The 25578-nt window shown below is 61.9% G+C and carries 19 protein-coding genes; 14 read left to right on the top strand and 5 right to left on the bottom strand.

Annotation, left to right across the window (positions count from 1 at the left end):
- Positions 1 to 111 precede the first annotated feature (111 nt).
- On the top strand, positions 112 to 1143 hold the full coding sequence (locus JL474_RS01395; protein WP_203140664.1) for an NAD-dependent epimerase/dehydratase family protein: 1032 nt from the start codon (positions 112 to 114) through the stop codon (positions 1141 to 1143).
- On the opposite strand, the gene JL474_RS01390 is transcribed toward JL474_RS01395, so the two are convergent.
- The gene (locus JL474_RS01390) at positions 1126 to 2247 is read right to left on the bottom strand and encodes a tRNA-queuosine alpha-mannosyltransferase domain-containing protein (RefSeq protein ID WP_236011957.1); all 1122 of its coding nucleotides are present in this window, start codon (positions 2245 to 2247) and stop codon (positions 1126 to 1128) included. The genes JL474_RS01395 and JL474_RS01390 overlap by 18 nt on opposite strands.
- A 148-nt stretch (positions 2248 to 2395) precedes the next feature.
- Between JL474_RS01390 and JL474_RS01385 the strand changes: the two genes are divergently transcribed.
- The 8 genes from JL474_RS01385 to JL474_RS01350 all read left to right on the top strand — a co-directional run bounded on the left by JL474_RS01385 (position 2396) and on the right by JL474_RS01350 (position 11590).
- The gene (locus tag JL474_RS01385; protein ID WP_203140663.1) at positions 2396 to 3130 is read left to right on the top strand and encodes a UTRA domain-containing protein; all 735 of its coding nucleotides are present in this window, start codon (positions 2396 to 2398) and stop codon (positions 3128 to 3130) included.
- Between the two features lie 145 nt (positions 3131 to 3275).
- On the top strand, positions 3276 to 4505 hold the full coding sequence (locus JL474_RS01380) for an NAD(P)/FAD-dependent oxidoreductase (RefSeq protein ID WP_203140662.1): 1230 nt from the start codon (positions 3276 to 3278) through the stop codon (positions 4503 to 4505).
- Positions 4506 to 4521: 16 nt separating this feature from the next.
- Entirely contained in the window at positions 4522 to 5682 is a 1161-nt protein-coding gene (locus JL474_RS01375) for a 2-aminoethylphosphonate--pyruvate transaminase (RefSeq protein ID WP_203140661.1), read from the top strand.
- Between the two features lie 13 nt (positions 5683 to 5695).
- On the top strand, positions 5696 to 6541 hold the full coding sequence (phnX, locus tag JL474_RS01370) for a phosphonoacetaldehyde hydrolase (protein WP_203140660.1): 846 nt from the start codon (positions 5696 to 5698) through the stop codon (positions 6539 to 6541).
- A gap of 165 nt (positions 6542 to 6706) precedes the next feature.
- Positions 6707 to 7726, top strand: coding sequence for a putative 2-aminoethylphosphonate ABC transporter substrate-binding protein (locus JL474_RS01365; RefSeq protein WP_236012014.1), 1020 nt, complete (start codon positions 6707 to 6709; stop codon positions 7724 to 7726).
- A 96-nt stretch (positions 7727 to 7822) separates the two neighbouring features.
- On the top strand, positions 7823 to 8890 hold the full coding sequence (locus JL474_RS01360; RefSeq protein ID WP_203140659.1) for a putative 2-aminoethylphosphonate ABC transporter ATP-binding protein: 1068 nt from the start codon (positions 7823 to 7825) through the stop codon (positions 8888 to 8890).
- Positions 8891 to 8940: 50 nt separating this feature from the next.
- Positions 8941 to 10656 carry a putative 2-aminoethylphosphonate ABC transporter permease subunit gene (locus JL474_RS01355; RefSeq protein WP_203140658.1) on the top strand — a complete coding sequence of 572 codons (1716 nt, stop codon included), beginning with the start codon at positions 8941 to 8943 and terminating at the stop codon, positions 10654 to 10656.
- Positions 10657 to 10684: 28 nt separating this feature from the next.
- Entirely contained in the window at positions 10685 to 11590 is a 906-nt protein-coding gene (locus tag JL474_RS01350; RefSeq protein ID WP_203140657.1) for an EamA family transporter, read from the top strand.
- Positions 11591 to 11740: 150 nt separating this feature from the next.
- Here the strand turns inward: JL474_RS01350 and JL474_RS01345 are convergent, their stop codons facing one another.
- Together JL474_RS01345 and JL474_RS01340 are read right to left on the bottom strand one after the other, a co-directional pair.
- Positions 11741 to 12397, bottom strand: a complete 657-nt coding sequence (locus JL474_RS01345) for an HAD family hydrolase (RefSeq protein ID WP_203140656.1) — start codon at positions 12395 to 12397, stop codon at positions 11741 to 11743.
- 74 nt (positions 12398 to 12471) lie between these two features.
- The gene (locus tag JL474_RS01340; protein ID WP_203140655.1) at positions 12472 to 13017 is read right to left on the bottom strand and encodes an HD domain-containing protein; all 546 of its coding nucleotides are present in this window, start codon (positions 13015 to 13017) and stop codon (positions 12472 to 12474) included.
- A 75-nt stretch (positions 13018 to 13092) separates the two neighbouring features.
- Between JL474_RS01340 and JL474_RS01335 the strand changes: the two genes are divergently transcribed.
- The gene (locus tag JL474_RS01335; RefSeq protein WP_203141269.1) at positions 13093 to 14568 is read left to right on the top strand and encodes a protein adenylyltransferase SelO; all 1476 of its coding nucleotides are present in this window, start codon (positions 13093 to 13095) and stop codon (positions 14566 to 14568) included.
- Between the two features lie 26 nt (positions 14569 to 14594).
- Positions 14595 to 14972: a SpoIIAA family protein gene (locus tag JL474_RS01330; RefSeq protein WP_203140654.1), complete on the top strand. Its 378-nt coding sequence runs from the start codon at positions 14595 to 14597 to the stop codon at positions 14970 to 14972.
- A 403-nt stretch (positions 14973 to 15375) separates the two neighbouring features.
- Here JL474_RS01330 and JL474_RS01325 read toward each other — a convergent pair whose 3' ends face one another.
- Positions 15376 to 16890, bottom strand: coding sequence for a fumarate hydratase (locus JL474_RS01325; RefSeq protein WP_203140653.1), 1515 nt, complete (start codon positions 16888 to 16890; stop codon positions 15376 to 15378).
- Positions 16891 to 17213: 323 nt separating this feature from the next.
- Between JL474_RS01325 and JL474_RS01320 the strand changes: the two genes are divergently transcribed.
- The 3 genes from JL474_RS01320 (at position 17214) to JL474_RS01310 (ending at position 22638) form a co-directional block, all read left to right on the top strand.
- Positions 17214 to 17987: an enoyl-CoA hydratase gene (locus JL474_RS01320; RefSeq protein WP_203140652.1), complete on the top strand. Its 774-nt coding sequence runs from the start codon at positions 17214 to 17216 to the stop codon at positions 17985 to 17987.
- Positions 17988 to 18336: 349 nt separating this feature from the next.
- Positions 18337 to 21270, top strand: a complete 2934-nt coding sequence (locus tag JL474_RS01315; RefSeq protein WP_203140651.1) for a hypothetical protein — start codon at positions 18337 to 18339, stop codon at positions 21268 to 21270.
- Positions 21271 to 21453: 183 nt separating this feature from the next.
- Positions 21454 to 22638: a GGDEF domain-containing protein gene (locus JL474_RS01310; RefSeq protein ID WP_203140650.1), complete on the top strand. Its 1185-nt coding sequence runs from the start codon at positions 21454 to 21456 to the stop codon at positions 22636 to 22638.
- Positions 22639 to 22689: 51 nt separating this feature from the next.
- Here JL474_RS01310 and JL474_RS01305 read toward each other — a convergent pair whose 3' ends face one another.
- Positions 22690 to 25371 carry a penicillin acylase family protein gene (locus JL474_RS01305; protein WP_236011955.1) on the bottom strand — a complete coding sequence of 894 codons (2682 nt, stop codon included), beginning with the start codon at positions 25369 to 25371 and terminating at the stop codon, positions 22690 to 22692.
- Between the last annotated feature and the right edge of the window lie 207 nt (positions 25372 to 25578).

Below are 25578 nucleotides of genomic sequence, written 5' to 3'. Positions count from 1 at the left end.
CTCACACTTTGTTAAACGAGACCTGGCCAACAGACGCCTATCCACTTTTAGCGAAGAATCGGATAGGTTTTTCACTCACCTCTCAAGAGCCTCGAGTAAAAGGGAGCCACCATGCGGGTTCTGGTTACCGGCGCCAACGGTCATATTGGCAGCCACGTCGTTCGACAACTGATTGAACAGGGCCACAGCGTCCGGGCATTTGTCCGGCCATCCGCTGACCTGCGCGGTCTGGATGGGCTTGAGGTCGACCTCTTCCGCGGCGATATCATGGACGCCAGTGCGATCACCGAGGCAGCGGAATCGATAGATGCCATCATCCACATGGCCGCGGTCTATAAAACCATTGCCAGATCGCCGGACGAGATTGTGGAACCCGCCATCCAGGGCGCCCGCAATGTCTTTGCCGCCGCCACAGCCAACCAGATCCAGCGTATTGTCTACACCAGCTCTGTCGCGTCCGTCGGCTTCTCCTACGACCCCCAGGCACTGCGCACCGGCGACGACTGGAACAACGATCCTGAAAACCCGTACTACATCGCCAAGACCCGCAGCGAGCAGACCGCCCAGGCTTTGGCGGAGGAGTCCGGCACTCACCTGGTCGTCATCTGCCCGGCCATCGTGCTCGGCCCCGGCGATTACCGCATCACCCCGTCCAATCAACTGGTCATGGACTGGCTGAACGGCATTGGCCAGACCTATCCCGGCGGCCTGAACCTGGTGGATGTCCGCGATGTGGCCGCCGCCCACGTGGCCGCCCTCACCCGGGGTGAGAACCGGCGTCGCTATGTGGTTGGTGGCGAGAATATTGAGGTGAAGCAGGCCGCCCAGCTGTTAAAGACACTCACCGGCATCAAGCCGATGCATCTGCCCTTCGGTCGCGGCATGCTGCTGTGGAGCGCCAAATGGACTGAGCGCGTGTGCCGGTTGTTCGGCATGACGCCGCCGTTCACCTATGACCTGGTGTACGAAGTCGCCGAGCGCTATGCGTACATCGACACCCGGGAAACCAACGAGACGTTCGGCCTGACGCCGAAGAACGCGGAACAGACCCTGCGGGCCTGCGTAACCTGGCTGCTTGAGCAGGATCGTCTGAAGCCCAAAGTGGCCGAGAAGGTCAAAGCGGCGCTAGCCCACCAGCAATGAAGTCAGCAGACGACGGTACTGGGGCTGAAGCTCTGAGAGACGCCATCCGTCGACAGGGGCGACCCGGCCGCTTTGCAGGAGATTCCGTAGGGTGACGGCGGCGCCGGCAGCTTCCTCAGCGCTATCGTCCGGCTGGCTGGGATACAGGCCGGTCCTCGCCACATATTCGGGATAGGCCAACCGATCCGGCGCCAACGCCAGGCAGCCGCCGGCCATCGCCTCCAGCATGGCCAGGCCCTGGAAATCGTGCAGGGCCGTCGACAGCACCACATCGGCCTGACGCAGCAGGCCATCGTAATCGGCCCGATCGGGCAGGAAGCCCCAGTTCACCAGGCGTTCTCCATGACGCGTCCGAATGGCCTCGAAAGCCTCCGGCTGTCGCCGGAACTGTTCCCCGACCACGCTCAGGCGGAAGTCCAGGCCGCTGGCCACCAAGTGGTCGAGCAGCGCCTGCAATCGATCCGGCCCCTTGTCATACTCCCAACGGTGATTCCACAACAGGTGCGGGCAATCCCGGTTGATCGGATGCTTGCGCGCCTCAAACAGCGCGTCATCGATCGGCACCGGCAGGACACTGGATTTCCGATCGATGCGCTCGGCCACACCTTCAGGAATGGCATCGGGTAAACGATTCAGCAGCGCCCGGATGCCCTGCAGGAAGCTCGCCCGGTTCCACTCGCTATTGAAAGCGACCTGGTCCGCCGCCAGGGCGCTGTAAAGGTTCACCATCTGGTGATCGACGCTGGCATGCTGATCGCCCGAGTCCGGGTAGGCGAACTGGTTTTCGTGCATGTAGAGCAAGGCCGGCACCGTCGCCAGATGCCGGTGAAAGGCACGCAGTCCCGCCAGGTCCACCATCGAGGTGGCCACGATCAGGTCCCAGCTCTCCTGGAGCGGAGGCTCATCCAGCCAGCTCAGGGCATTACCCCGGATCCGCCAGCGGAAATAGCGTGGCGCCAGGGCCAGGACCTCCCAGTCGAAGTCGGGTTGCGAATTCACCAGCTGTTCCCGCCAGCGGCGATGGCTGCCGGCATCGTAGCCGGACAGGAGCAGCACGCGGGGACGTCGGGAGCGGAATCGGTCAGGCAGCATCGGTTCAGACATGGCCACATTCTACCGGAATCTTATCTGGCACGGCGTTGTCATGATGCTGTCATCGGGAGTCACTAGCCTGCGAAGCCATCTGATAGAATCCTGGTATCGACCAGTTCTACCCAACCGCACGTTTTACCCAACGGCATAAGGAAACGGCATGGCTGACGCCGCCCCCACCGCGACGCGAACCCCGATTTACCTCAAGGTGCGGGATTATCTTGCCGACGACATCCAGTCCGGCAACCTGCCACCGCATACGCGGCTGCCGTCCGAGCGTGTGCTGGCGGAGTCCCACGACACGACTCGGGTGACAGCCCGCCTGGCCCTGTCGCAGCTGGAAGCCGAGGGCAAGATCTACCGCTCCAACCGTCGTGGCTGGTTCGTCTCACCCGCTCGTCTGGTCTACAACCCGACCTACGATTACAGCTTCACCGATTACGTCTCGGCCCAGGGCCGCGAGCCGCGCACGGAGACTCTGGGCGTGGACCTGACGGCCGTGTCCTCCTGGCTGGCCGCCCGGACCGGCCTGGCTCCCGGACAATCTATCGTGCACCTGCGCCGCCGGCGTTATATCGACGGACGACCGGTCCTGGTGGAAAACATCTACCTTGACCCGGCCCGTCTACCCGGCATTGAGCGGTTTGACTTCAACCGCTCCCTCTGGAAACTCCTGCGCGAGCGCTACGGAGTGGAGCTGACCCAGAAGCAGATCCAGATGTACCCGACGGCGCTGGTGGATCCCCAGGCCGAAGCGCTGAGCGTCAGTGCGGGCACCGCCGGCCTCTACGTGAACCGACTCAGCCGAGACGGCAACGGCCGCTTCATCGAGTTCGATGAGGAATTCTGGCTGCACGACACCCTCTGCATTACCGTCGACGTCAACGCCTCCTGAGCCCGCACGGGCTCAGCTTTCCGTCTGCCCTTCCTCGAGTCACCAAGCCCCGCCCTTTCTGTGAATCGTCACGGATTCGTCATCAAACGGTCATGTCCGCCTGAAAAACTGGTCTATACCAGATGAGCAACAACGGACAGGCGATATGCCCGCTTCAACTACCGACATCGCCATTATTGGCGGCGGCATCCTGGGATGCGCCATTGCCGACCGGCTGAGCGCCACACCCGGCCTCAGCGTTACAGTGATCGAACGCCACGGCCTGGGCGAGCAGACCACCAGTCACGCCGCCGCCCTCCTGACCCGGGCCCGTCCGAACCCGGCGATGGCGCGACTGGTTGGCGAGACCTTCGACACCATCGAGAGCCTGTCCGACGACAGCGGGAGCGCTCTGCCGCTACGCAAGGTGGGCAGCCTCCACGTTGCCGAGAGTGACGACGGGCTCGATCAACTGACCGCCACGGCCCATCATGCGCTGAACCAGAACCTGACCCACGCGTGGATCGACGTCACCGAGGCCATGGCCCGTGCGCCCTGGCTGAACGTGAGCGCGGCGGCTCCCGCCCTGTGGTTCCCCGGCGACGGCTACATCGACCCGTACCAGCTCTGCCAGGCCTATGCTGCCCGGGCCCGACGCCGGGGAGCACGCTTTCTCCTGGGGACAACCGTCACCGACATCTGTCGCAACGGCCATCGGGTGGATGGACTCCAGCTCAGCACCGGCGATCGGCTCAACACCGATCAGGTAATCGACGCGGCCGGTCCCTGGAGCGTTGCACTGGCCAGCGCCATCGACGTCCCACTGGCCATGGGCGCCGTGCGCAGCCATTACTGGATCACGGCCAAAGATGAGCGGGTTTACCGAGACGGCCCGATCACCATCCTGCCGGACAGCCGCAGCTACGCCCGCCCGGAAGTCGGGGGACTGCTGTTTGGTCTGAGAGACCGGCAGGCCGTGTTTGCCGATCCCGGCGCCCTGCCCGACCACCTGGGCGGATTCGCCTTCGATACCGACAGTGACGGTCAGGCGGCGCTGCTGGAAGGCGCGCCCGAACTGGCCCGCCAATGTCCGCTGATTGAATCCACGCCCCTCGCCCATTACGTCAGCAACATTTCCAGCTACACCCCCGATGGCCGGCCGCTGCTGGGCGCCTTGCCCGGCCTGGAAGGCTTTATGGCGGCCACCGGCTGTTCCGGGGCCGGAATCGGCCTGTCTGGCGGCATCGCCCGGTTGATCGCGGAGCTGGCCCTCGGGCAATCGCCTTTCGTCGACGCCTCCCTGTTCCGGCCCGACCGCTTCGGGCCGGTCAACCCTTTCGATCCCGCATTCCAGCACCGCTGTGCCCTGGCACGGGCGGACAAGCGCACCGGTTAAGCCAACGGAGTCCATCATGACCAACACGCCTCAACGCGACCCTTACCTCCTGACCCCGGGTCCCCTGACCACCAGCCTGACCGTCAAACAGGCCATGCTGCGGGACTGGGGATCCTGGGACGGTGACTTCAACACCATGACGGCCGACATCTGCGACCGGTTGCTGACCATCGCCAATGCCCGCGATACGCACGTCTGCGTCCCGATGCAGGGCAGCGGCACATTCTCGGTCGAAGCCACCCTGGGGACGCTGATCGACCCGGCCAGCCGCACCCTGGTGCTGATGAACGGCGCCTACGGCCAGCGGATCGCCCGCATTCTCGACATCCTGGAGCGTCCGGTGATCACGCTGGACAAGGGTGACTACCAGCCGCCCCGGGGTGAGGAGGTCGACCAGATCCTGCGTGACGATCCGTCCATCCGCCAGGTGGTCGTGGTTCATTGTGAGACCAGCTCCGGCATCCAGAATCCCGTCGAAGAGATTGCGGCGGTCTGCGAGCAACGTGGGCGGGATCTGATCATCGACAGCATGAGCGGCTTCGGCGCGCTGCCGGTGGATGCCGCGACCCTGCCGTTCACCGCACTGGTGTCTTCGGCCAATAAGTGCTTCGAAGGCGTCCCCGGATTCGGCTTCGTCATCGTGCGCGAGGATCGCCTCATCGCCTGTGAAGGGCGCAGCCACAGCCTGTCCATGGACCTCTACGACCAGTGGCGCTATATGCAGCGAACCGGTCAATGGCGCTACACACCACCCACCCACGTGGTTGCTGCGTTCCACCAGGCCCTGCACGAACACCTGGCCGAGGGTGGCGTAGCCGGACGCCGGGCCCGCTACCAGCGCAACCGGGACAGACTGGTGGCCGGCATGCGCGAACTGGGTTTCCAGACGCTGCTGGCCGACGCCTGGCTATCGCCGATCATCGTCACGTTCCTCTCGCCGGATCACGCCGGCTTCGACTTCACGCGCTTCTACAACACCATCAAGGACCAGGGCTTCGTGATCTATCCGGGCAAGCTGACGGTGGCAGAAAGCTTCCGGATTGGCTGCATCGGCCAACTTCACGACGCCCAGATCGACGCCGTTCTGACCGCCATCGCCGGTGCCTGCCGAGCGCTCGATATTGCGCTGCCCGTACCCGCGCCGTCCGCCGCCCCCGACAACCTGATGACCGCCTGACCCCGGAGATACCATGCCTGCCCCGACCGTGAACGACCAAAACCAACGCCGCTACACCGGCCCGATCCAGGCCGTGATCCTCGACCTGGCCGGCACTTGCGTGGACTACGGCTCACTGGCCCCGATCCAGGCCTTCCTGCAGCTGTTCGAGCAGGAGCGCATCGACCTGAGCGAGGCCGAAGCCCGGGCACCAATGGGCACCGAAAAGCGCGAACACATCCGCCAGCTGCTCGCCATGCCCCGCATCCGCGACCAGTGGACGACCCGACACGGCCAGGCGCCCGACGAAGACGACATCGAGCGCCTCTACCGGGCATTCGTCCCCCTGCAAACCGACACCATCGCCGGTCGCGCCACGCTGATTCCGGGCGCCCTCGAACTGCAGGCCTGGTGCCGGCACAACGGGGTTCGCCTGGGCACCAACACCGGCTACAACCGGGACATGGTCAACGCCATGTTGCCGCACCTGACCCGCCAGGGTTTCGAACCGCACAGCATTGTCTGCGCCACGGAAGTCCCCCAGGGACGTCCGGCACCGCACATGAGCCTGAAGAACGCGATGGAACTGGAGGCAACCGCGGTCCAGGGCTGCGTGAAAGTGGACGACACCGGCACCGGCATCGAGGAAGGGCTCAATGCCGGCATGTGGGCGGTGGCCGTGGTCGCCTCCGGCAATGCCATTGGTATGGACCAGGCAGACTGGAATCGGCTGTCCGAATCGGAACAGAACGCACGCCTGGCCACGGCCCGACACCAAATGGCGATGACCGGCGCGCATTATGTGATTGATTCCATTGTCGAACTGCCCGCCGTTCTGGCGGCGATTGGCGGTCGTCTGAGCGGCGGCGAACGCCCCTGATGCATTGCCATGTGACGGTCACCGGACTGTCACGCCGCTGCAATCTGAAGACCCTATGGTTAAAGAAGCAATCTGGTATAGACCAAAAGCCGGATGCGGTTAGCGCAACACTCTGATGACTGAACTTTCTGACGCAATCCACGATTAAAGGAGCTCAACGTGACCCTGCTTAAATCCCTGCGACATTCCCTGGCCCTCGGCCTGTGCGCCCTCGCCGTAACCGCCCACGCGGAGACCGAGTTGACCGTCTACACCGCGGTGGAAGCCGAAGACCTGCAGAAGTATGCCCAGCGTTTCAACGAAGACCACCCGGACATCAAGATCAACTGGGTACGTGACTCCACCGGCGTCGTGACCGCCCGCCTGCTGGCCGAGAAAAACAACCCCCACGCGGACGTGATCTGGGGCCTGGCCGGCACCAGCCTGTTGCTGCTGAAGGGCGAAGGTATGCTGCAGCCATACGCGCCCAAGGGCCTGGACAAGCTGTCCCCGAAATTCCGCGACAAGGACGCGACCCCGTCCTGGGTGGGTATGGACGCCTGGATGGCCGCCATCTGCGTCAACACCATCGAATCCGACAAACTGGGCCTGCCCATGCCCACCAGCTGGCAGGACCTGACCAAGCCGGTCTACCGAGACCACGTGGTCATGCCCAACCCGAACTCGTCCGGTACCGGCTTCCTGGACGTGTCCGCCTGGCTGCAGATGATGGGCGAGAACGCCGGCTGGCAGTACATGGACGACCTGCACCAGAACATCGCGCGCTACACCCACTCCGGCTCCAAGCCCTGCAAGATGGCCGCCGCCGGTGAAACTCCGATCGGCGTTTCCTTCGCCTTCCGCGGTGCCCGTCTGAAGCAGAAAGGCGCTCCGCTGGAAGTGGTCTTCCCGAAAGAAGGTCTGGGCTGGGAAGTGGAAGCCACGGCCATCGTCAAGGGCACCAAGAAGATGGACGCCGCCAAGACCCTGGTGGACTGGTCCATCTCCCACAAAGCCATGGAAATGTACAACGAAGGCTACGCCATCGTCGGGATGCCCGGCGTCGCTCAGCCGATCGAGTATTTCCCGGCCAACGCCGACGAGCTGATCATCGACAACGACTTCGGCTGGGCCGCCAGCCACCGCGACGCCATCCTCGCCGAGTGGCAGCGCCGGTATGACGGCAAGTCAGAAGCGGCCGAATAACACCTTACGAAACGCGCCCTGTCCACGCAGGGCCTTTCCGCCTGTCTTCCCCGCCGCGAAGCCAGACGCAAGGGACTTAACTCAGGAGAACACGCCATGAACCAGACCATCCAGGGCAGCCGCCTCGCGCTGCGCGACGTCGAGAAACATTTCGGGGACTTCTGCGCCCTCAAACAGATCGACCTGACTGTGGAACCCGGCGAACTGGTCTGCTTCCTCGGCCCCTCGGGCTGCGGCAAGACCACCCTGCTCCGCATCATCGCTGGCCTGGAACAGCAATCCGCCGGCACCCTCCAGCAGGGTGAGACCGACATCTCCCACAAGCCACCCCGTGAGCGGGATTTCGGGATCGTGTTCCAGTCCTACGCCCTGTTCCCCAACATGACGGTCAGCGACAACATCGCCTATGGCCTGCGCAGCATCGGCATGCCCCGCCAGGCCATTCGTGAGCGCGTTGAGGCCCTGCTGACCATGGTCGGCCTGACGGATCAAACACGCAAATACCCGGCCCAGTTGTCCGGCGGCCAGCAACAGCGCGTTGCCCTGGCCCGGGCCCTGGCGCCATCGCCGGGCCTGTTGCTGCTGGATGAACCCCTGTCGGCCCTGGATGCCCAGGTGCGTCAGCACCTGCGCGGCGAGATCCGGCAACTGCAGAAGCAGCTGGGCGTCACCACCATCATGGTCACACACGACCAGGAAGAGGCGCTGTCCATGGCGGACCGGGTGGTGGTCATGAACAACGGCGTCATCGAACAGGTGGGCACGCCGCTGGAAATCTACCAGCAACCGGCCTCTGCGTTCGTGGCCGCCTTTATCGGCGCCATGAATTTCCTCGACGGCGCCGCCCTGGATAGCCATCGCGTCCGCGTCGGCAATCACGACTTTTCAGTCCAGACGCCCGTTGCCGAAGCCGACCGACTCTGCCTCGCCATTCGTCCCGAGGATGTCCATTTACTTCCGGTAGGCCAGGGCGACTGGGACGGTCGGGTCTTGGCGATGGATTACCTGGGCGCCTTTATCCGGACGCGCGTGCAGCTGGAAGGGCTTGAGCCGACGTTACTGGTCGATGTCGATCCCCGCTCCGCGCGCCAACTGGGCCTGGCTCCGGGGGCTGACGTCTGCATCTCGCTACCGGCGGAAGCCCTCCACTGCTTCGCTGCCTGATCCATTTTCTGGTGTGGGCGGCCACAACGGCCCACAGGGACTCCGATCCAATGCTTGAATCATCACTCAAAGTGGCCCCTCTCAGTCCAGCCGTCCAACGCCGGCGGACTTTCCGGCGCCCGGGCCTGTTCACCGTCCTGTTGGGTGCCGGCTGCGGCGTCCTGTTCCTGCTGGTGCTCGCCCCGCTCTACTCGCTGCTCTCCAAAGCGGTGGAAAACCGCGACGGCGAGTTCGTGGGGCTGGCCAATTTCACCCATTACCTGCAGATGGGCGGTATCGAGTCCGCGTTCTTCAACTCGCTCTGGGTGTCAGCCCTGAGCATGGTGATCGTGGTCAGCCTGGCGTTCATGGCCGCCTGGGCCATTACCCGCACCAGACTGCCCTGGACCGGCTGGATTCGAGGCGCGCTGGTGTTGCCGATCCTGGCCCCGTCGCTGCTGCCCGGTATCAGCCTCGTCTACCTGTTCGGCAACCAGGGCATTCTCAACAGCTGGATGATGGGCGCCGACATCTACGGGCCGATCGGCATCGTCATGGGCTCGTGCTTCTGGACCTTTCCCCACGCGCTGATGATTCTGCTGACCGCCATGGAGAACGCCGACGGCCGCCACTACGAAGCCGCGACGGCGCTCAAGGCCAGCGGATGGCGCACCTTCTGGACGGTGACGGTTCCAGGCGCCCGCTACGGTCTGGTGAGTGCCGCCTTCGTGGTCTTTACGCTGGTGATCACCGATTTCGGCGTGCCGAAAGTCATTGGCGGTCAGTTCGATGTCTTGGCCACCGACATCTACAAACAGGTCATCGGTCAACAGCACTTCGAAATGGGCGCTGTGGTCAGCATCCTGCTCCTGCTGCCGGCCCTGCTCGCGTTCGCCGCGGACCGCATCGTCCAGCGTAAACAGTCGGCCAGCCTCTCGGCCCGTTCGGCGCCCTACAAACCGCCCCACAATCCGGGGCGGGACTGGCTGGGCGCTGCCATGTTGACGCCGACGCTGGTCTTCATCGTCGCTATTATCGGTATGGCCATATACGCCTCGCTGGTGACCTTCTGGCCCTACAACCTGAACCTGAGCTTCAGCAACTACCGTTTCGACCTGATGGACGGCGGTGGCTGGGGCGCCTACACCAACAGTCTGCTCATGGCCCTGGGCACCATGGTGCTGGGTACGGCGCTGGTATTCTTCAACGCCTGGCTGATGGAGCGAACGCCACAGTCGAAGACCATGGCTGGCTTTTTCCAGTTCTTTGCCCTGCTGCCCCTGGCAGTGCCGGGGCTGGTGCTGGGACTGGCGTATATCTTCTTTTTCAACCACCCGGACAACCCGCTCAACGGCCTGTACGGCACCCTGCTGATCCTGATTCTGTGCACCGTGACGCACTTCTATGCGGTCTCGCACCTGACGGCGGTCACCGCCCTTAAACAGCTCGACAAGGAGTTCGAGGCGGTGGGCGAATCCCTCAAAGCTTCTCGCTGGCGCGTGCTGTTCACGGTGACCCTGCCGCTGTGTCTGCCGGCTATCCTCGATGTGGCGCTGTACCTGTTCGTCAATGCCATGACGACGGTCTCCGCCGTGGTCTTCCTGTACGGCCCGCACACCCAGCTGGCATCGGTGGCGGTGATGAGCATGGACGAGGCCGGCGACATCGCCCCGGCCGCCGCCATGGCGGTGATGATCATGCTGACCTGTGCCGGCGCGAAATTGCTGCAGGGCGCGCTGCGAGCCTGGCTGGACCGCGCGACCCGGGCCTGGCGGCGGGGCGCATGACCTTTTCTCGAATTTCCCGCCTCGTCGAATGAGCCTGTTTGCGATCGGGTTGGTGCTGCTCTCGGCACTGACCCACGCCGGCTGGAACCTGTTCGGCAAGAAAGTCAGTCCCGGTGGGGCCTTCTTCTGGCACAGCACCCTCTGGAGTGCCCTGCTGGCATCGCCACTCATGGGGCTTAATATCGATGGGCTGGACCGGCTATCAACAGAGACCTGGTGGCTGGTGGTGCTGACCGGCTTTTTCCAGGCGGTATACCTGACCTGTCTGGCGGCGGCGTATCGGCATGGCGAGCTGTCCATCGTCTACCCACTGGCCCGCTCCTCTCCCCTGCTGATCGTGCTGTTTGGTTCGGTCTTTCTCGGCTCCGCTGAACGTATCTCCGCCTGGGCTGTGCTGGGCATCCTGCTGATCGTTGCCGGTTGCATCGTTCTGCCCATGCAGCATTTCCGCCAGCTGCGTTGGCGCAACTACCAGAACCGGGCCACGCTGTGTGCCCTCATCGCAGCCGCTGGCACGGCCGGTTACTCCATCGTCGACGATGCAGCCACCGGCCTGATGCGCAAGCAGTGGCCGACGCCGGACGCAGACGGTGATGTGGCGCTGGTGTACGTGGTGTTGCAGGCCTGGTCCGCGCTGGCCTGGCTGACGCTCTTCCTGCTGCCGTCGTCCGACGAGCGGCGCGAACTGGTGTCGCTCTTCCGATATTGGCGCAGCACGGCCCTGACCGGCGTCATGATCATGGCCACCTACGCGCTGGTGATCTGGTCCATGGCCTATGCCGACGATGTCAGTTACGTGGTCGCCTTCCGGCAGGTGAGCATCCCGATCGGGGTGGCCATGGGTTGGTATTTTCTGGGGGAATCGCTGTATCGACCCAAAATAGTGGGTGTGGTCGTTATCCTGCTGGGACTGATGATGGTGGTGCTTGGATAACGCGTTAGGCGAGCAGCCGAGTGCCGCTGTCCGGCGGCATGGGAACCGGTGGAGGGAGCGGCCGGTTTGACCGCGCATCCGGGGAGACGTTACGGCGGCGGTACCGTGCCGAGGCCATCACGGCCCGCGCCAGGTTGAGCTGGCGCAGCGTCATGCGGTAACCACCTCATCCTTCAGCACGGCCCAGCCGGCGTTTTCAGCATGCAGGGACAACCGGGCATCGGGATTCACCGCGACCGGCACGTCAGCGCGATTCAGCAGCGGCAGGTCGTTGTGGGAGTCGGAGTAGAACCAGATCGGCGCCATGGCTTCACCGGCCAGCCAGCGTTCCAGGGCATCGATCTTGCCATGCTGGAAGGGGCGCAGTCGGCCGATGGCGCCGGTCAGTCGTTCCGCCTCCCAGACCACCTCGACGCCCAGCGCGTCCTCGATGCCCAACACTCGGGCGATGGGTTTGACCAGGTGATCGCCGGTGGCGGAGATCACCAGCAACCGGTCACCCCGATTGCGGTGCCAGGCTACCCGCTCGACACCGGTCGCCAGGATGCGGGGCCGGATCTCCCGCTCGATAAAGTCGGCCACAACGGCGTCAAACCGCTCGCGCGACCAGCCGCGAACCGGCGCCAGGTTGCAGCGCATGTAGGCATCCAGGTCCAGATCGCCCCGGTGATAGGCCGCCATGAAGCCCCGGTTGGGTTCAAGCAGCGTTTCCTCCGTCGCAAGTCCTTCCCGGACCAGGTATTCGGCGAACAGGTGCGAGCTGTCGCCCGCAATCAGGGTCTCGTCAAGGTCGAAGATAGCAAGCACATCGGTTTCCTTTGGTATAGACCAACAGTTAAAACCAGGGATGTGACAGTTTGACGACAAGCTTGTGTCAGCCGCTACCATCGCAGCATCGGCAAAGGCGACAGCGGATGACGGCGTGCATGGGCAACACCGAGACCAAACAGCAGGCGGCGGAATCCCAGCGAGGGAAACTGTTCCCGGATCTGGCGCCCGGGGTCGGGCGGTATGCCGGCGATGCCGTAAAGCCCCGTCACATCGGCCCAGTCGGCCTTGCGAAAGGCATTCGCCAGGCGATCACTCGAAGGCCGGACCTTATGGTGATCATGGATGATCCGGCGCACCTGCCGCTGTTCCTGCTCCAGTGAGAGGCCGGTCAGGTCCGGATGCCGGGACAGCCACGCCGACGCCCGGTCCGCCGACGGCGTCAGGTAATCGAAGCTGCCATCCAGCCAGATCCCCACATCGTGACAAGCCGCCGCAACCTCCAGTAAACGCTGCTCGGTGTCGGTCAGATCGGGGCAGAGGCAGCGGGTCAGGTTGAAGACGCGATAGACGTGGTTCCGGTAAGCGTCAGTGGCCGGCCCCAGCGTGTTCTGCCAGTTCTGGAAAAGCCGTTCGACAATGGGTAAATGGGTGTCCATCAATGGTCTGCTCCCCTGTGCAAATCTTATTGAAAGATGCACACTGGATTTAGAGTGAACAACTTAAATGGCGTGATGCAACGATCACCCGAAGGAGGCCTTCTGACAGCCCTGAGCGTTGAAAACCGCTATATCCGACTTGCCGACCACTTCTACACCCGCATCCAGCCGACACCGCTCAAAGAGCCCAAACTGGTGCTCTTCAACGACGATCTGGCGGATGAGATGGGGCTGGAACCGGGCGACCGCGAAGACTGGGCCCGCATCGGCGGCGGTCAGGAATTGCTGGACGGCATGGACCCCATCGCCATGAAATACACTGGCCACCAGTTCGGCGCCTATAACCCGGACCTGGGCGATGGCCGCGGCCTGTTGATGTGGGAAACCACCGGCCCGGACGGCCGGCACTGGGACTGGCACCTCAAGGGCGCCGGCCTGACGCCCTATTCCCGCTTCGGGGACGGGCGCGCCGTATTGCGTTCGACCCTGCGTGAATACCTCTGCAGCGAGGCGATGCATTATCTGGGTATTCCCACCACCCGCGCCCTGTTCATGACCAGTGCCAAGGATCCCGTCATGCGGGAATCCATCGAAACCGCAGCGACACTGATGCGGGTCGCCGAAACCCACATCCGCTTCGGTCACTTCGAGTACACCGCCTATCACCAGGGCCCGGAAGCGACCCGCGAACTGCTGGATCACACCATCGCCCTGCACTTCCCGGAATTGCAGGACGAGCCCCTGCCCGATCGCTATCGCCTGTGGCTGGAAGAGGTGGTCCGGCGTACCGCGCGATTAGTCGCCCAATGGCAGGCCGTGGGTTTCTGCCACGGCGTCATGAACTCCGACAACATGTCGATCATCGGCGATACCTTCGACTACGGCCCCTATGCCTTCCTCGACGATTTCGACGCCGGCTACATCTGCAACCACACCGACCAGGGCGGGCGCTACGCCTATAACCGTCAGCCGCAGATCGGCTTTATCAACTGCCAGTTCCTCGCCCAGTCGCTGGTCCACGTGATGGACGAAGACGACCTGCGGAGAGCCCTGCGCTGCTATGAAACCACATACAACGGCACGTTCGAATCGCTGATGAAGCAAAAGCTTGGACTGGAGCAGGATGCCGAGGGCGATATGTCCCTGATCATGGACCTGTTCAGCATGCTCCACGAGCATCACATCGACTACACCCTGTTCTTCCGGGGCCTGTCGACACGGGCGACCCGCGGCAATGCGCCGGTGCGGGACCTGTTCGTGGATCGGACCGTCGCCGACGACTGGCTGACGCGCTACGACGCCCGGCTCGCGCAGGAAACGCGCTCACCGGAACAGCGGGACCAGGCCATGTGCACCGTCAATCCCAAGTACATCCTGCGCAACTACCTGGCGCAGGAAGCGATTCAGGACGCGCAAACCGGCCAATACGACACCGCCCGCAAGCTGATGGCGGTGCTGAAACGCCCTTACGACGAGCAGCCGGAGAACGAGCACTATGCGGCCCTGCCACCAGATTGGGGCAAGCATCTGGAAATCAGCTGTTCATCCTGACGAAACGACCGAGGGGGAGCACAAAGATGGCAACGGAATATGTGGAATACCCGGAACAGAAAACGGTGGAGATACGCGTTGAAGGCCGTGTCTCCGCTGAGGATTTTGAGCAGATTGCCGGCCACATGGAGGCGTTCATCCAGCAGCACGGCAAGGTCAAACTGATCGAGGTGGTGCGGGATTTCGACGGTTTTGACCTGTCGATCCTCAAGGACGCCATCCGGTTCGACCGCAAGCACCTCAAGGACTTCACCCATTGCGCCGTGGTCTCGGACTCCGGCTGGATCGGCCCCTTTGCCCGGTTCATGTCGCGGTTTCTGGACATGGAGCTGCGGGTGTTCCGGATGGATGAAGTGGAAAAGGCGCGCGAGTGGCTGGCCGGACCAGACAACTCGAGCATGTAGCAGACTCTTCAGAGGTTGTTGTAAGGATTTAAGGGGTAGGTTGGGCTGACGCAGGAAGCCCAACAATGGGCTGGAACCGAACGCCCCGTTATTGCGGACATGCTTGGTACATGGGCCCTCAAAAACCAGTCATGATATAGGCCGTGTACCCGGCTTGTTGGGCTTCCTGCGTCAGCCCAACCGACTTCGGAGAACATCGAGAAGGTCCGCGCGAAACCAATGGATGCCATCGCTGGAGCAGAGGACAGGATGTCCTCGTCGCATAAGCGGCCATGGACGGCCCTCTTAGGCGACGAAAGCGATGGCATGCATTGGTTTCAGACTCCCAAGTCATGCCGTTAGAAGCTCAAACAAAAACGGAGCCTCGAAAGGCCCCGCTTCTGCAGTCAGTGGATCGCTGAGATCAAACCGCCTTGGCCGCAATGATCTTCTCATGCCACTCGACCGGACCGGTCTGGTGCACGGAGCTGCCCTTGGAATCGACCGCTACGGTCACCGGCATGTCTTCCACCTCAAACTCGTAGATGGCTTCCATACCCAGCTCTTCAAAGGCCACGACTTCCGCCTTCTTGATCGCCTTGGAGACAAGGTAAGCAGAACCGCCCACGGCCATCAGGTAAACCGCACCGAATTCCTTGATCGCATCGATCGCCACCTGGCCCCGCTCGGCTTTACCGATCATGCCGGTCAGGCCGGTTTTCTCCAGCATGGTGTGGGTGAACTTGTCCATCCGGGTGGCCGTGGTCGGACCTGCGGGTCCAACCACTTCTTCGCGGACCGGATCAACCGGGCCCACGTAATAGATGAAGCGGCCTTTCAGATCGACCGGCAATTCTTCGCCCTTCTCGATCATGTCGACCATTTTCTTGTGGGCGGCGTCACGGCCGGTCAGCATCTTGCCGGAGAGCAGCACGGTCTCGCCCGGTTTCCAGTCGCGCACCTCTTCCGGCGTGACCGTGTCCAGGTTGACGCGACGCACGTTCTCACCCACTTCCCAGGTAATTTCCGGCCAGTCGTCCAGGCTCGGCGGGGTCTGCAGGGAGGCGCCGGAGCCGTCCAGCACGAAGTGCGCGTGACGGGTCGCGGCACAGTTCGGAATGATCGCCACCGGCTTGTTGGCCGCGTGGGTCGGGTAATCCTTCACCTTCACGTCCAGAACGGTGGTCAGACCGCCCAGACCCTGGGCGCCGATACCCAGCTCATTGACCTTGTCGAACAGCTCCAGACGCAGCTCTTCCGAACGATTGGACGCGCCGCGGGCCTGCAGGTCGTGGATGTCGATCGGATCCAGCAGCGATTCCTTCGCCAGCTCCATTGCCTTCTCGGCCGTACCGCCAATGCCGATGCCCAGCATGCCCGGCGGGCACCAGCCCGCGCCCATCTGCGGGATCATCTTCAGCACCCACTCAACCACCGAATCCGACGGGTTCAACATGGCGAACTTGGACTTGGCTTCGGAACCGCCACCTTTCGCGGCTACGTGAACCTCCACCTTGTCGCCCGGCACCAGCTTGTGATGGATCACCGCCGGTGTATTGTCCTTGGTGTTCTGGCGCTTGCCGTCCGGATCCGCCAGCACGGAGGCCCGCAGAACGTTGTCCGGATGGGTGTAGGCCCGGCGCACGCCCTCATTGACCATGTCGTCCAGGGACATCTCGGCGTCCCACTGCACGTCCATACCCACTTCAACAAACACGGTCACAATGCCGGTATCCTGGCAGATCGGGCGCTTGCCCTGGGCGCACATCCGCGAGTTGATCAGGATCTGGGCCATGGCGTCCTTGGCCGCCTGGGACTCTTCCTTCTGATAGGCCTCGTAAACAGCCTGGATGAAATCCTTCGGGTGATAATAGGAAATGAACTGCAGCGCGTCGGCAACGCTTTCGATCAGGTCGTCCTGGCGAATTACTGTGGTCATATCGGCTCTCATCAGTTGGAAGGTGCGCATAACGCATTGATCCGGTAGGACAATCGCCCAGCCATCGCTGGCTGAGCCGCAACACCTGCTCAGTGGTTCTTCGGTCGGCACGGACACAGGCGGCACTGCCGGCCCGTCACGACGCTTGAAAAGTGCGCCATAGTTTACCCGATTCAACGGCAGGAATCAGCGCCCGGCCGGTTCGAGCTCAAGCCAGGGGGCGGCAACCCGAACTCAGCGAATCCGGCAATCCGGTTGCATTGAGAGACCAAACCCGGCTTTAATCGCCCCACACCACAGATAACGACAAGCAGGAGAACCCCGTGACCGACTTGATCCAGACCGAACGTCACGACCGTGTACTGGTCATTCGCATCAACCGCCCCGAGCGCAAGAATGCCCTGACCCATGCCATGTATACCGGCCTGGCCGATGCGCTGGGAAATGCCGAAGCAGACGGCTCCATCCGTTGTTCACTGATCACCGGCAATGCCGAGTGTTTCACAGCCGGCAACGACCTGACCGATTTTGCCGAGGGACTGCCCGGTGAATTCGAGTCCACGCCCGTCGGTCGCTTCCTGTTTGCCCTGGCTAATGCCACCAAGCCCGTCGTCGCGGCCGTCAACGGCCCGGCGGTCGGCATCGGCACCACCATGCTGCTGCATTGCGACATGATCTTCGCCGGTACCAACACCCGCTTCCAGATGCCCTTTGCCAACCTGGGCCTCTGCCCCGAGGGCGCATCCAGCCTGCTGTTGCCGCAATGGCTGGGCCGCGCCCGGGCCAGCGAGCTGCTGATGCTGGGCAGCCCCTTCGATGCGGAACAGGCCGATCGCCTTGGCCTGCTCAACCGTATTTGCGCCCCCGACAGCACTGAGTCGGTCGCCCTGGCCGCCTGCCAACAGTTGGCCGCACAACCGCCGGCGGCCATTCGGGCCACCAAAGCCCTGCTGAACCGTCCCAACCGGGATGCCATCCGCGAAACGCTGCTGGCCGAAGGGCAATTGTTTGGCGAACGCCTGAAGTCAGCCGAGGCCACCGAAGCATTTACCGCCTTCCAGGAAAAGCGCAAACCGGACTTCAGCCGCTTCGACTGAACCCCGGTGCCGGCACGGGCATCGTCATACATCGTGAAAGAACCCTCAGATCGGGGTCCCGATACTCGACAGTATCCGGACCCCGATCTATTTTTCATAAAGGCCCGCGCTGGGGATGTGGATCGATGAGAATCACACTTTAGAGCGATCAACAGGTTTCAGTTTCTTCCGATATAGTCAGACTGATAGAAACCACTGGTGTGCTCGCACCAGAGCGCTGGCAGGAGGGCGGTCGATCGCCACTCCGCAGGTTTTCAGACAAGAATTGGCGACTGACCGAGGGCAACCGGGCCAACCGGAGCGGTCAGTGCCGACAATAACGACACAACAACAGGAATAGGTTCCATCCATGTTTAGAAAAACGCTAATAAGCCTTGCCGTAGCGTCGACCGTTGGCCTTTCCGGCTGTCTTGATGACGGCTCCAATACAAAAAACGCCAACCCGGATTACAAGATCAGTAACCCGGACTTCTCCGGCAAGACATGGCCGATTTTCAATCCGATTACCAGTGAGCTGCCGATTCCCAACGACCTGATCTTCGATTCGAAGCAAGGTGACGGCACCTTCGGCGTAAGCGATTCCTCACCGCCCGTGACCACAGCGCTGAACGAGCTGAGCGGCGCGTCTACCGTCGCTCCGGCTGTCATTCAGTTGAACGGCAAGGTGGATGCTTCCACCGTCAAGGCCGGCTCGACCGTTTTCCTGATCGAGCTCAAGTACGCCAGTGGCGACCCGGTCCAGGCGCTCAGCAACAGTGAACCGCCCACGATTGACCCGGACAACCAGCCGGCGTTCCGCGCCGATGTAGAAACTTTGGATGGCACCTCTGCGATTCGCATTCTGCCGCTCAAGCCACTCGACCCGCGTAAACGCTATGTTGTCGCCGTGACCACAGGCATCAAGGATGTCAGCGGACAAAACATCGTCGGCTCCCCGTCCTACCAGAGCTTGACCGACGAAGAGCAGCCGTTGGGCAACTCGGCTCTGGCACCGGTGCGCACTCTGATCAACAGCCTGTGGGAACCGCTCGTCACAGCAGCGACCTCAGGCGCCGTCACCGACAGCAACCTTGCCCTGACCTACTCGTTTACAACATCGAATGACGAGAAAGTCCTGCAATACATCGCCGAACCGGCTTCTTGGTTTGCGGATCAGCTCCAGACCTTCCTCAGCGTTTCCGCCGCCAAGAAGGTGACGGGCGCTGCGAAGTTCTTCAACAAGGAAACGCTGGATCCCAAAACCTGGGATCTTAATGGCGACGGGTCTGTAACCGCCGCTGACTTCGATCTGAATGCCGACGGCAAGATCACGCCAGCGGATTTCCTGATCGGTGGCGATGCCACATTTGGCTACGACGATACCTCTGCTGCTGTAGCAGCAGCCGTCGGCGGGTATCCCTCGGCAGCCCTCAAAGTCGCGCTTTCGCCGATCTTTGACGCGGCGCCTCCGGCTGGCTGCGACACCCTGACCGGTGAAACCGCTATTGCCTGTACCGGTGTGGCACTGGCCAAAAACTTCTCCGATGCCGGCTTCTTCCCGGTCAACAAGGACCGCGGCGCGAGTGACTTCAGTTTCGATGCGACGACCCTGAAACCGGTTCCGCTGGTCTCTATCCCGACCGCGTCAATCCTGACGGGCGCCGGTTTCGCTACGGACGATGTACTGGCCGTCCAGGGCACGCTCTCCCTGCCCTACTTCCTGTCCACGTCCAAGCAAGGGACCGTCACCGACAACTGGGTTGCAGACAGCACTCTGGCTGCCGGCCTGAACGACGCTTTCAAAAGCCTCGGCCTGGAAATCCCGCAAGGGGATCCCGACAAGTCCACCGCGGTCAACTACATCTTCCCGTTCCCGAAGAAGCAGGCTGATGTCGATGTCCCTGTACTGGTGCTCCTGCCGAATCCCTCGGGCGCCAATACAATCGCACAAAACGGCAAGACCATTATCTATCAGCACGGCATTACCACGGATCGCAGTGCGGCGCTGACCTTTGGTACCGCAATGGCAGCCCAGGGCTTTACCGTTGTGGCTATCGATCAGCCGCTTCACGGCGTTGCTGCCTTCACTGCTGCCGAGCAGAAGAAACTGGCCAACGACGTACTTGAAGGCGGCCAGGACTTCGGTCTGCCAGCCTCTCTCGCTCCTAGCGATCAAACCGTTGCAGCACTTATTGCGGGTAACTTGAACCTGTCATTCGTAATGACCGCAACATCTTCCGATGCCGCAACAGCACAAGGCACGATTGATACCGTGCTGGCAGGTGGCACAACGGGCGATGCAAATCTCGACGCCGCAATCCAGTTCCTGGCTGGCGCAGAGAACACCGTAGCCAACGCTGGCAGCACCGTTCCGGGCCTTGCTCCCATGATTGGAAACGAGCGCCACTTTGGCTACTACGCTGCCCAGCCGAGCACACCGGCTGCAATCGACTATGCCAACGGCGTTGGTGACTCCGGCAGCCTGTTCATCAACCTGACCAGCTTCCTGACCACACGCGATAACCTCCGGGAAAGTGCGGTGGATCAGATGAACCTGCGCGCCAGCCTGGAAGCCGGTGGCGTCCCCATCGCGTCGACGGGCCTGAACATTCCGACCTCAGACATTTACTTCGTCGGTCACTCCCTCGGAACGATTACGGGTACGCCCTTTGTCGCCGCCGTCAACGCCAACCAGACATCAGCGGTTAACCCTGGTGCTTCGGCTAACGACGTGACCGCAGCGAGCATGCTGACCCCGGGTGGCGGTATTGTGCGACTGCTGGAGAACTCTCCGACCTTCGCGCCACGCATTCTGCTCGGCCTGCAGCAGTCCGCCGGACTGGCACAGGGTGACGCGGATCTGGAGACCTACTTCAACGTCTTCCAGGCCACGGTCGATACGGCTGACCCGGTGAACTTTGTGGACAACCTGTCTGATCAGGGTTCCGTTGTCCTGTTCTCGGAAGTTGAGAACGACACCGTCATTCCGAATGCAGCAGACGAAGATGTTTGGGGTATTCCCGCCCTCAATGCCACGCTTACGCCGTCTCAGACGGGGCTGCCGATCAACGTGACGGTTGATAGCTTCAGCGCTCCGCTGGCGGGCACCAACCCGTTGAGCCTGGGCTTCAGTGATGGACTTGAGGACCCGCTGTTCAGCATCTACAAGCAGGCGGACTATCCCGCGGCCGACGGTGAGGATGGCCTGAGTCACGGCACCCCGGTTTCAGCACAGCCAGCGGCTGCGTTTAGCCAGATGGTTGGAGAAACTTGTGTCACCTTTGGTGAATGCGTAGCGCCGTAACCATCTCGACCAGAGAAATCAAGTAAACACAAGCCCCCGCATCGCGGGGGCTTTTTTGTTCCAGCCTCTCGATTTTCCGCCCGAACCATTTTACCTCCCGTCGACGCGACACTTACTGCCGTTATCAGCTAAGCTGACACACGAACCCTTCAATAACCCAGCGTGACATGCCAGGCGCTGTCAATGACCGTTAAAAGCCCAACAACATCGGCCTTCGACGACCCGAAACAGGCGCGGAACCAACGGCTGCGCAAGCGTCGCCTGGGCATGTCGTTCCTTTCCTACCAGGCGACGCTGGCCGTCGTCATCCTGTGCTGGCTGGCTGAACTGGTGCCTGCCCATGTGGTCATCGAGTTCTTCCTGCTGTCGCTATTGATCAACGGCGCCTTCTTCCTGCTCATCCATCTCGGCATCAACCTGCGTTTCCGAGACCCCAGCATGACCGGCGCGCAGATGGTGGCCTCACTCCTGCCACCCATCTGGGTCATGTATTTTTTGGAAGTGGCCCAGGCACGCACCATCTTTTTGCTGATTGCGATCGTGCCCGCGCTATACGGCATTCTCGCGCTACGGACGCGACAGTTCCTGGGCGTGGCTTTCGCATACCTGGTTCTCTACGGCGGGCTCGTGTTGGCCATCTGGCTGACGCGGCCGGCGCTCATTATGGAGAAACTCTCCATCGAAATTATCCAGGTACTGGCTTTCGCACTGGTGATGGGACAAATCGCCATCATTGGCGGATACATCAGCGGGCTTCGCAAGGAGGTCCGCGAGCGGAATCAGGAACTGCGGGCAGCCATGCAGCAAATCAGGGAACTGGCCCATGTTGACGAGCTGACCGGTGTTGCCAATCGTCGTCGCCTGATGGACGTGCTGACAAGCGAGATCAATCGCTGCCGGCGTTCTCGATCTCCACTGAGCATCGCCTTGCTGGACATCGATCATTTCAAACGGATCAATGACCGTTTTGGGCATCCGGCGGGCGATGCCATTCTGCGGCGGGTTGCCTGTTCTGTTGATGAACGGATGCGGGACATCGATTGCTTTGGGCGTTACGGCGGCGAGGAGTTCATGATGATCCTCCCGCAAACCGATCTGAAAGGCGCACGAACCAAGGCCGAGCGGGTCTGCCAGTCACTCAGGGAAACCAGCTGTGACAGCCTCCAACAAGGCCTGCAAATTACGGCTTCCGTCGGCGTGGCCCAATATCGTGATAGCGAACTGGCTGAAGATGTGATCCAGCGCGCCGATGAAGCACTGTACCAGGCCAAAACCACCGGACGGGACCGGGTAACGGACGAACGTCAGCTATCGGCCTCCTCCCCCCTTCGAGCGACAAATACCGTCGATCACGACAACCGGGCATAAAAAAGCCGACTGCCCGAAGACAGCCGGCCGTTTTGCCCTCAAGAGTCCGGATTACTCGGAAATCTTGGTTTCCCCTTGCGGCAGCAGGTTCGCCTCGATATCCGATTCGGTGAACAACAGCTTGCGATAATCCTTGTTGGAGAACCGCTCGCTCTGATCCGTGAAGTGCGGCGACATGGCATCGCTCGACTCGGAGTAGCTCACCAGACCGTAGGCCTCCGGGCCGTTGTCGGTGAACTCGAGACCGAAGTGCCAGCTGGTGCCGCGAGCAATCTTCCATCCCTCTCCCGAAGTCGAGGACAGGCCCGCCGCAAAGCGGCTTCCGTTGGCATCCTCATATTGCGGTGTGTTCTTGCGAGGGATAATCGTGTCTTCGGCAAAGTCAGAGTTCACGACACCCACCGCATTGAACGCCCCGTCGATGATGCTGTCACCGCCGTGCCAGGGAATCTTCGAGCTCTGCGTCACGACGCCCGAGGCGTCACCACCCGGTGGCACGCCGCCTGTCGGCTGGTAGTACTGCACATCGCCCAGCTTGGCGTCGTAGGCAATACTCGCATCATCCAGCAGCGTCAGTGCCGCCGCCAGCGATTCCAGCATGTGATCGTCTGCCGTGCCTTTATCGGTCGGATCCGGATCCGCGGGCGTGTAGACCGGATCATCCGGGTCAAACTCGGTCTGCAGATCATCCGGGAAGCTCCGCATGTAAATGTCGACGAACGTCCGGAAGGTGTGCGCGCCGGTGCTGTCTATGGCGTAAGTACCATTCCAGTTTTGCAAGGCGGCACAGCCATCGGCAACGGAGCGCTGGCTATCGCCACCCGGTACAGAAGGCGTCGCAGGCAGTAGGCTGCCCGGAACATTGACGTTACCGGCTCCGATATCGGTGCAACGATCCAGCAGTTCCCCCAGGAATTGCTCGGCATACCAGCCACGATCGTTCCAGATCACGCCGATCAGGTCCTTGGCGCTGAACTTGCCGTCCTGCCCGGCCGGGGCTGGAGTATTCGGGTCCAGACCATGATCCAGCGGGTTCTGCAGCATCTTGAGGCCCAAACGAGTCCGCGCGTTGATCGGTGCGTTCTCCTCGCCGAACAGAGGCGAGTAATCGGTCAGGAATTCGTCCGGGTTGGTGGACCAGTAGCTGCTGTTGGAGTTCTGCACAAAGTCAGACCGTAGCAATTTGGGTTTGTCCTCATAGGGAACCAGACCGTTGCACTCCCCTTCCACCCAGTCGTCCCGGGAGGTGCTGCCATCAAGCAGCGTCAGACCGTTCTCGAACAGTGTGTTGTAGCTGGCGCTGTAACGGCGCTTGAAGTCGATGGTCGACAATGCGGCCGGCGACAGGTTCGGGACCGAACTGCTGTCGATATAGAACGCATTGCCCTGGTCGTCCGCGTAGGTGGAGTTGGTCCAGAGCGTGGATCCGCAGTTGCGGAACACATCCTGGAATTCCTTCAGAGTCGACGCCCGGCTCATCTGAAGCCAGGTATCCAGCAACCCGCTGGTGTTGGCATTGGCGTCACGATAGGCGTAGGCCACCGTCGCCCCTTGGGTGTTGGTACCGCCCCACTCGGGCAAACCGTTGCCACCCCCGGTTGGATCCGTCACCAGATCGGCGGCCAACATCGGGCCGTATTCGGAGTAGTAGAACTTACGTTGAAGAACCGTTGGCGTTGCCGTCCCGTTGGCGACCTCGATTTGCAGCGTTTTCGAGGTGATCGGCCTTTCCTCACCGTCTTTTATGTAGGTCAGGTCATCGCCGTCTTTCAGGGTCAGCTCGTAGAGCGTGAAACGACGGCTGGTGGTCACCGTATGGGACCAGGCCAGGTGTTCGTTGAAGTTGATCAACGGAATCGCCGTTCCCAACAGCCCCGCGCCGTTAACGTTCAGATAACCGGGCACGGTCATTTGCATCTGGTAGAGGCGGCGATGACCGGTGTAGGGGAAGTGCGGGTTCGCCAACAGGGCACCACGGCCCTGCTCCGTCATGTTACGACCAATCCCCCAGGCGTTGCTGGCCAGCCCCATGTCGTTGTAGTTGGTTCGCTCTGACGCATAGAGCCGAGCTTTATCGACCACCTTCGTGGGGTCAAAACCGGATTTCTTATCCAGACTGGTGACAACGGGTGTCGGTGAGGCCGATCCACCGGGCGGCACAGCAGCAAAGACAGCGCCCGTCGCAAACAGCGCACCACTCGCGTATTGCCCCACGATCCGGTAGTGGGCAAGCAGGTCCGTGGGTTCAATCGCTTTGACCCATGGCTGGTTACGACATTCCACAGGCAAGTCGGAGGCCGGCGTATCGGCAACGTACTTGTTGTAGCCCGCCGTAAAGCCATCAATCATGGCACGGCTTTCTGACGACAGGTTGTCATAGTCACGCTGGGCGCCACCCAGAATATCCTGGGCCTTGTAAGAGAAATCGTTGATGACGTTCATGTTGTCACCGGAACCGGGCTCGGCGTCAGGGCCAAAATACTTGGACCGCTCACTGCGCGCCTTGACGATCGCCTCGGCCAGCAGACAGACGTTATCCTCGGCCTGCGCGTAGCCTGCACCGAAAGCGGCAGAGGACAGGTCGTTGGCCTTGATGTGTGGCACGCCGTTGGTTGTCCGGCGGATGGTGGCCTCCAGCTTGCCGTTGGAGGGGGTCAGCGGATCAGCCGATGCCTCGTCACTGGAACCACCGTCACCACCGAAGCAGCCGCTCAGCAGAATGCTGCCGGCCATGGCCATTCCAATAGCGCGTAGCGGGTACCGACCGGGCCTATCCAGCCCCAATCTGATGTGTCTCATTGTTGGCTTCCATTTATTGGCTTTGTTGGTGAGAAGGAGTCAGAAAACGACTCAAATTTCAGATTAGCAGACTGGCGGAATAGATCACCCCAAAACGTGAGTATTGATTCACTTTTTGGCGTTTCATTACGTAACCACATG

Source organism: Marinobacter mangrovi, assembly GCF_016798325.1.
In the GTDB taxonomy this organism is placed as follows: domain Bacteria; phylum Pseudomonadota; class Gammaproteobacteria; order Pseudomonadales; family Oleiphilaceae; genus Marinobacter_A; species Marinobacter_A mangrovi.
This window is presented reverse-complemented; position numbering and strand designations above follow the sequence as displayed.

What these genes read in the sequence shown, in the direction of transcription:
- JL474_RS01395 (WP_203140664.1), top strand. Translation starts at nt 112, where the DNA reads ATGCGGGTTCTGGTTACCGGCGCCAACGGTCATATTGGCAGCCACGTC.
- JL474_RS01390 (WP_236011957.1), bottom strand. Translation starts at nt 2,247, where the DNA reads ATGTCTGAACCGATGCTGCCTGACCGATTCCGCTCCCGACGTCCCCGC.
- JL474_RS01385 (WP_203140663.1), top strand. Translation starts at nt 2,396, where the DNA reads ATGGCTGACGCCGCCCCCACCGCGACGCGAACCCCGATTTACCTCAAG.
- JL474_RS01380 (WP_203140662.1), top strand. Translation starts at nt 3,276, where the DNA reads ATGCCCGCTTCAACTACCGACATCGCCATTATTGGCGGCGGCATCCTG.
- JL474_RS01375 (WP_203140661.1), top strand. Translation starts at nt 4,522, where the DNA reads ATGACCAACACGCCTCAACGCGACCCTTACCTCCTGACCCCGGGTCCC.
- phnX (WP_203140660.1), top strand. Translation starts at nt 5,696, where the DNA reads ATGCCTGCCCCGACCGTGAACGACCAAAACCAACGCCGCTACACCGGC.
- JL474_RS01360 (WP_203140659.1), top strand. Translation starts at nt 7,823, where the DNA reads ATGAACCAGACCATCCAGGGCAGCCGCCTCGCGCTGCGCGACGTCGAG.
- JL474_RS01355 (WP_203140658.1), top strand. Translation starts at nt 8,941, where the DNA reads ATGCTTGAATCATCACTCAAAGTGGCCCCTCTCAGTCCAGCCGTCCAA.
- JL474_RS01350 (WP_203140657.1), top strand. Translation starts at nt 10,685, where the DNA reads ATGAGCCTGTTTGCGATCGGGTTGGTGCTGCTCTCGGCACTGACCCAC.
- JL474_RS01340 (WP_203140655.1), bottom strand. Translation starts at nt 13,017, where the DNA reads ATGGACACCCATTTACCCATTGTCGAACGGCTTTTCCAGAACTGGCAG.
- JL474_RS01335 (WP_203141269.1), top strand. Translation starts at nt 13,093, where the DNA reads ATGCAACGATCACCCGAAGGAGGCCTTCTGACAGCCCTGAGCGTTGAA.
- JL474_RS01330 (WP_203140654.1), top strand. Translation starts at nt 14,595, where the DNA reads ATGGCAACGGAATATGTGGAATACCCGGAACAGAAAACGGTGGAGATA.
- JL474_RS01325 (WP_203140653.1), bottom strand. Translation starts at nt 16,890, where the DNA reads ATGACCACAGTAATTCGCCAGGACGACCTGATCGAAAGCGTTGCCGAC.
- JL474_RS01315 (WP_203140651.1), top strand. Translation starts at nt 18,337, where the DNA reads ATGTTTAGAAAAACGCTAATAAGCCTTGCCGTAGCGTCGACCGTTGGC.
- JL474_RS01310 (WP_203140650.1), top strand. Translation starts at nt 21,454, where the DNA reads ATGACCGTTAAAAGCCCAACAACATCGGCCTTCGACGACCCGAAACAG.
- JL474_RS01305 (WP_236011955.1), bottom strand. Translation starts at nt 25,371, where the DNA reads ATGGCCGGCAGCATTCTGCTGAGCGGCTGCTTCGGTGGTGACGGTGGT.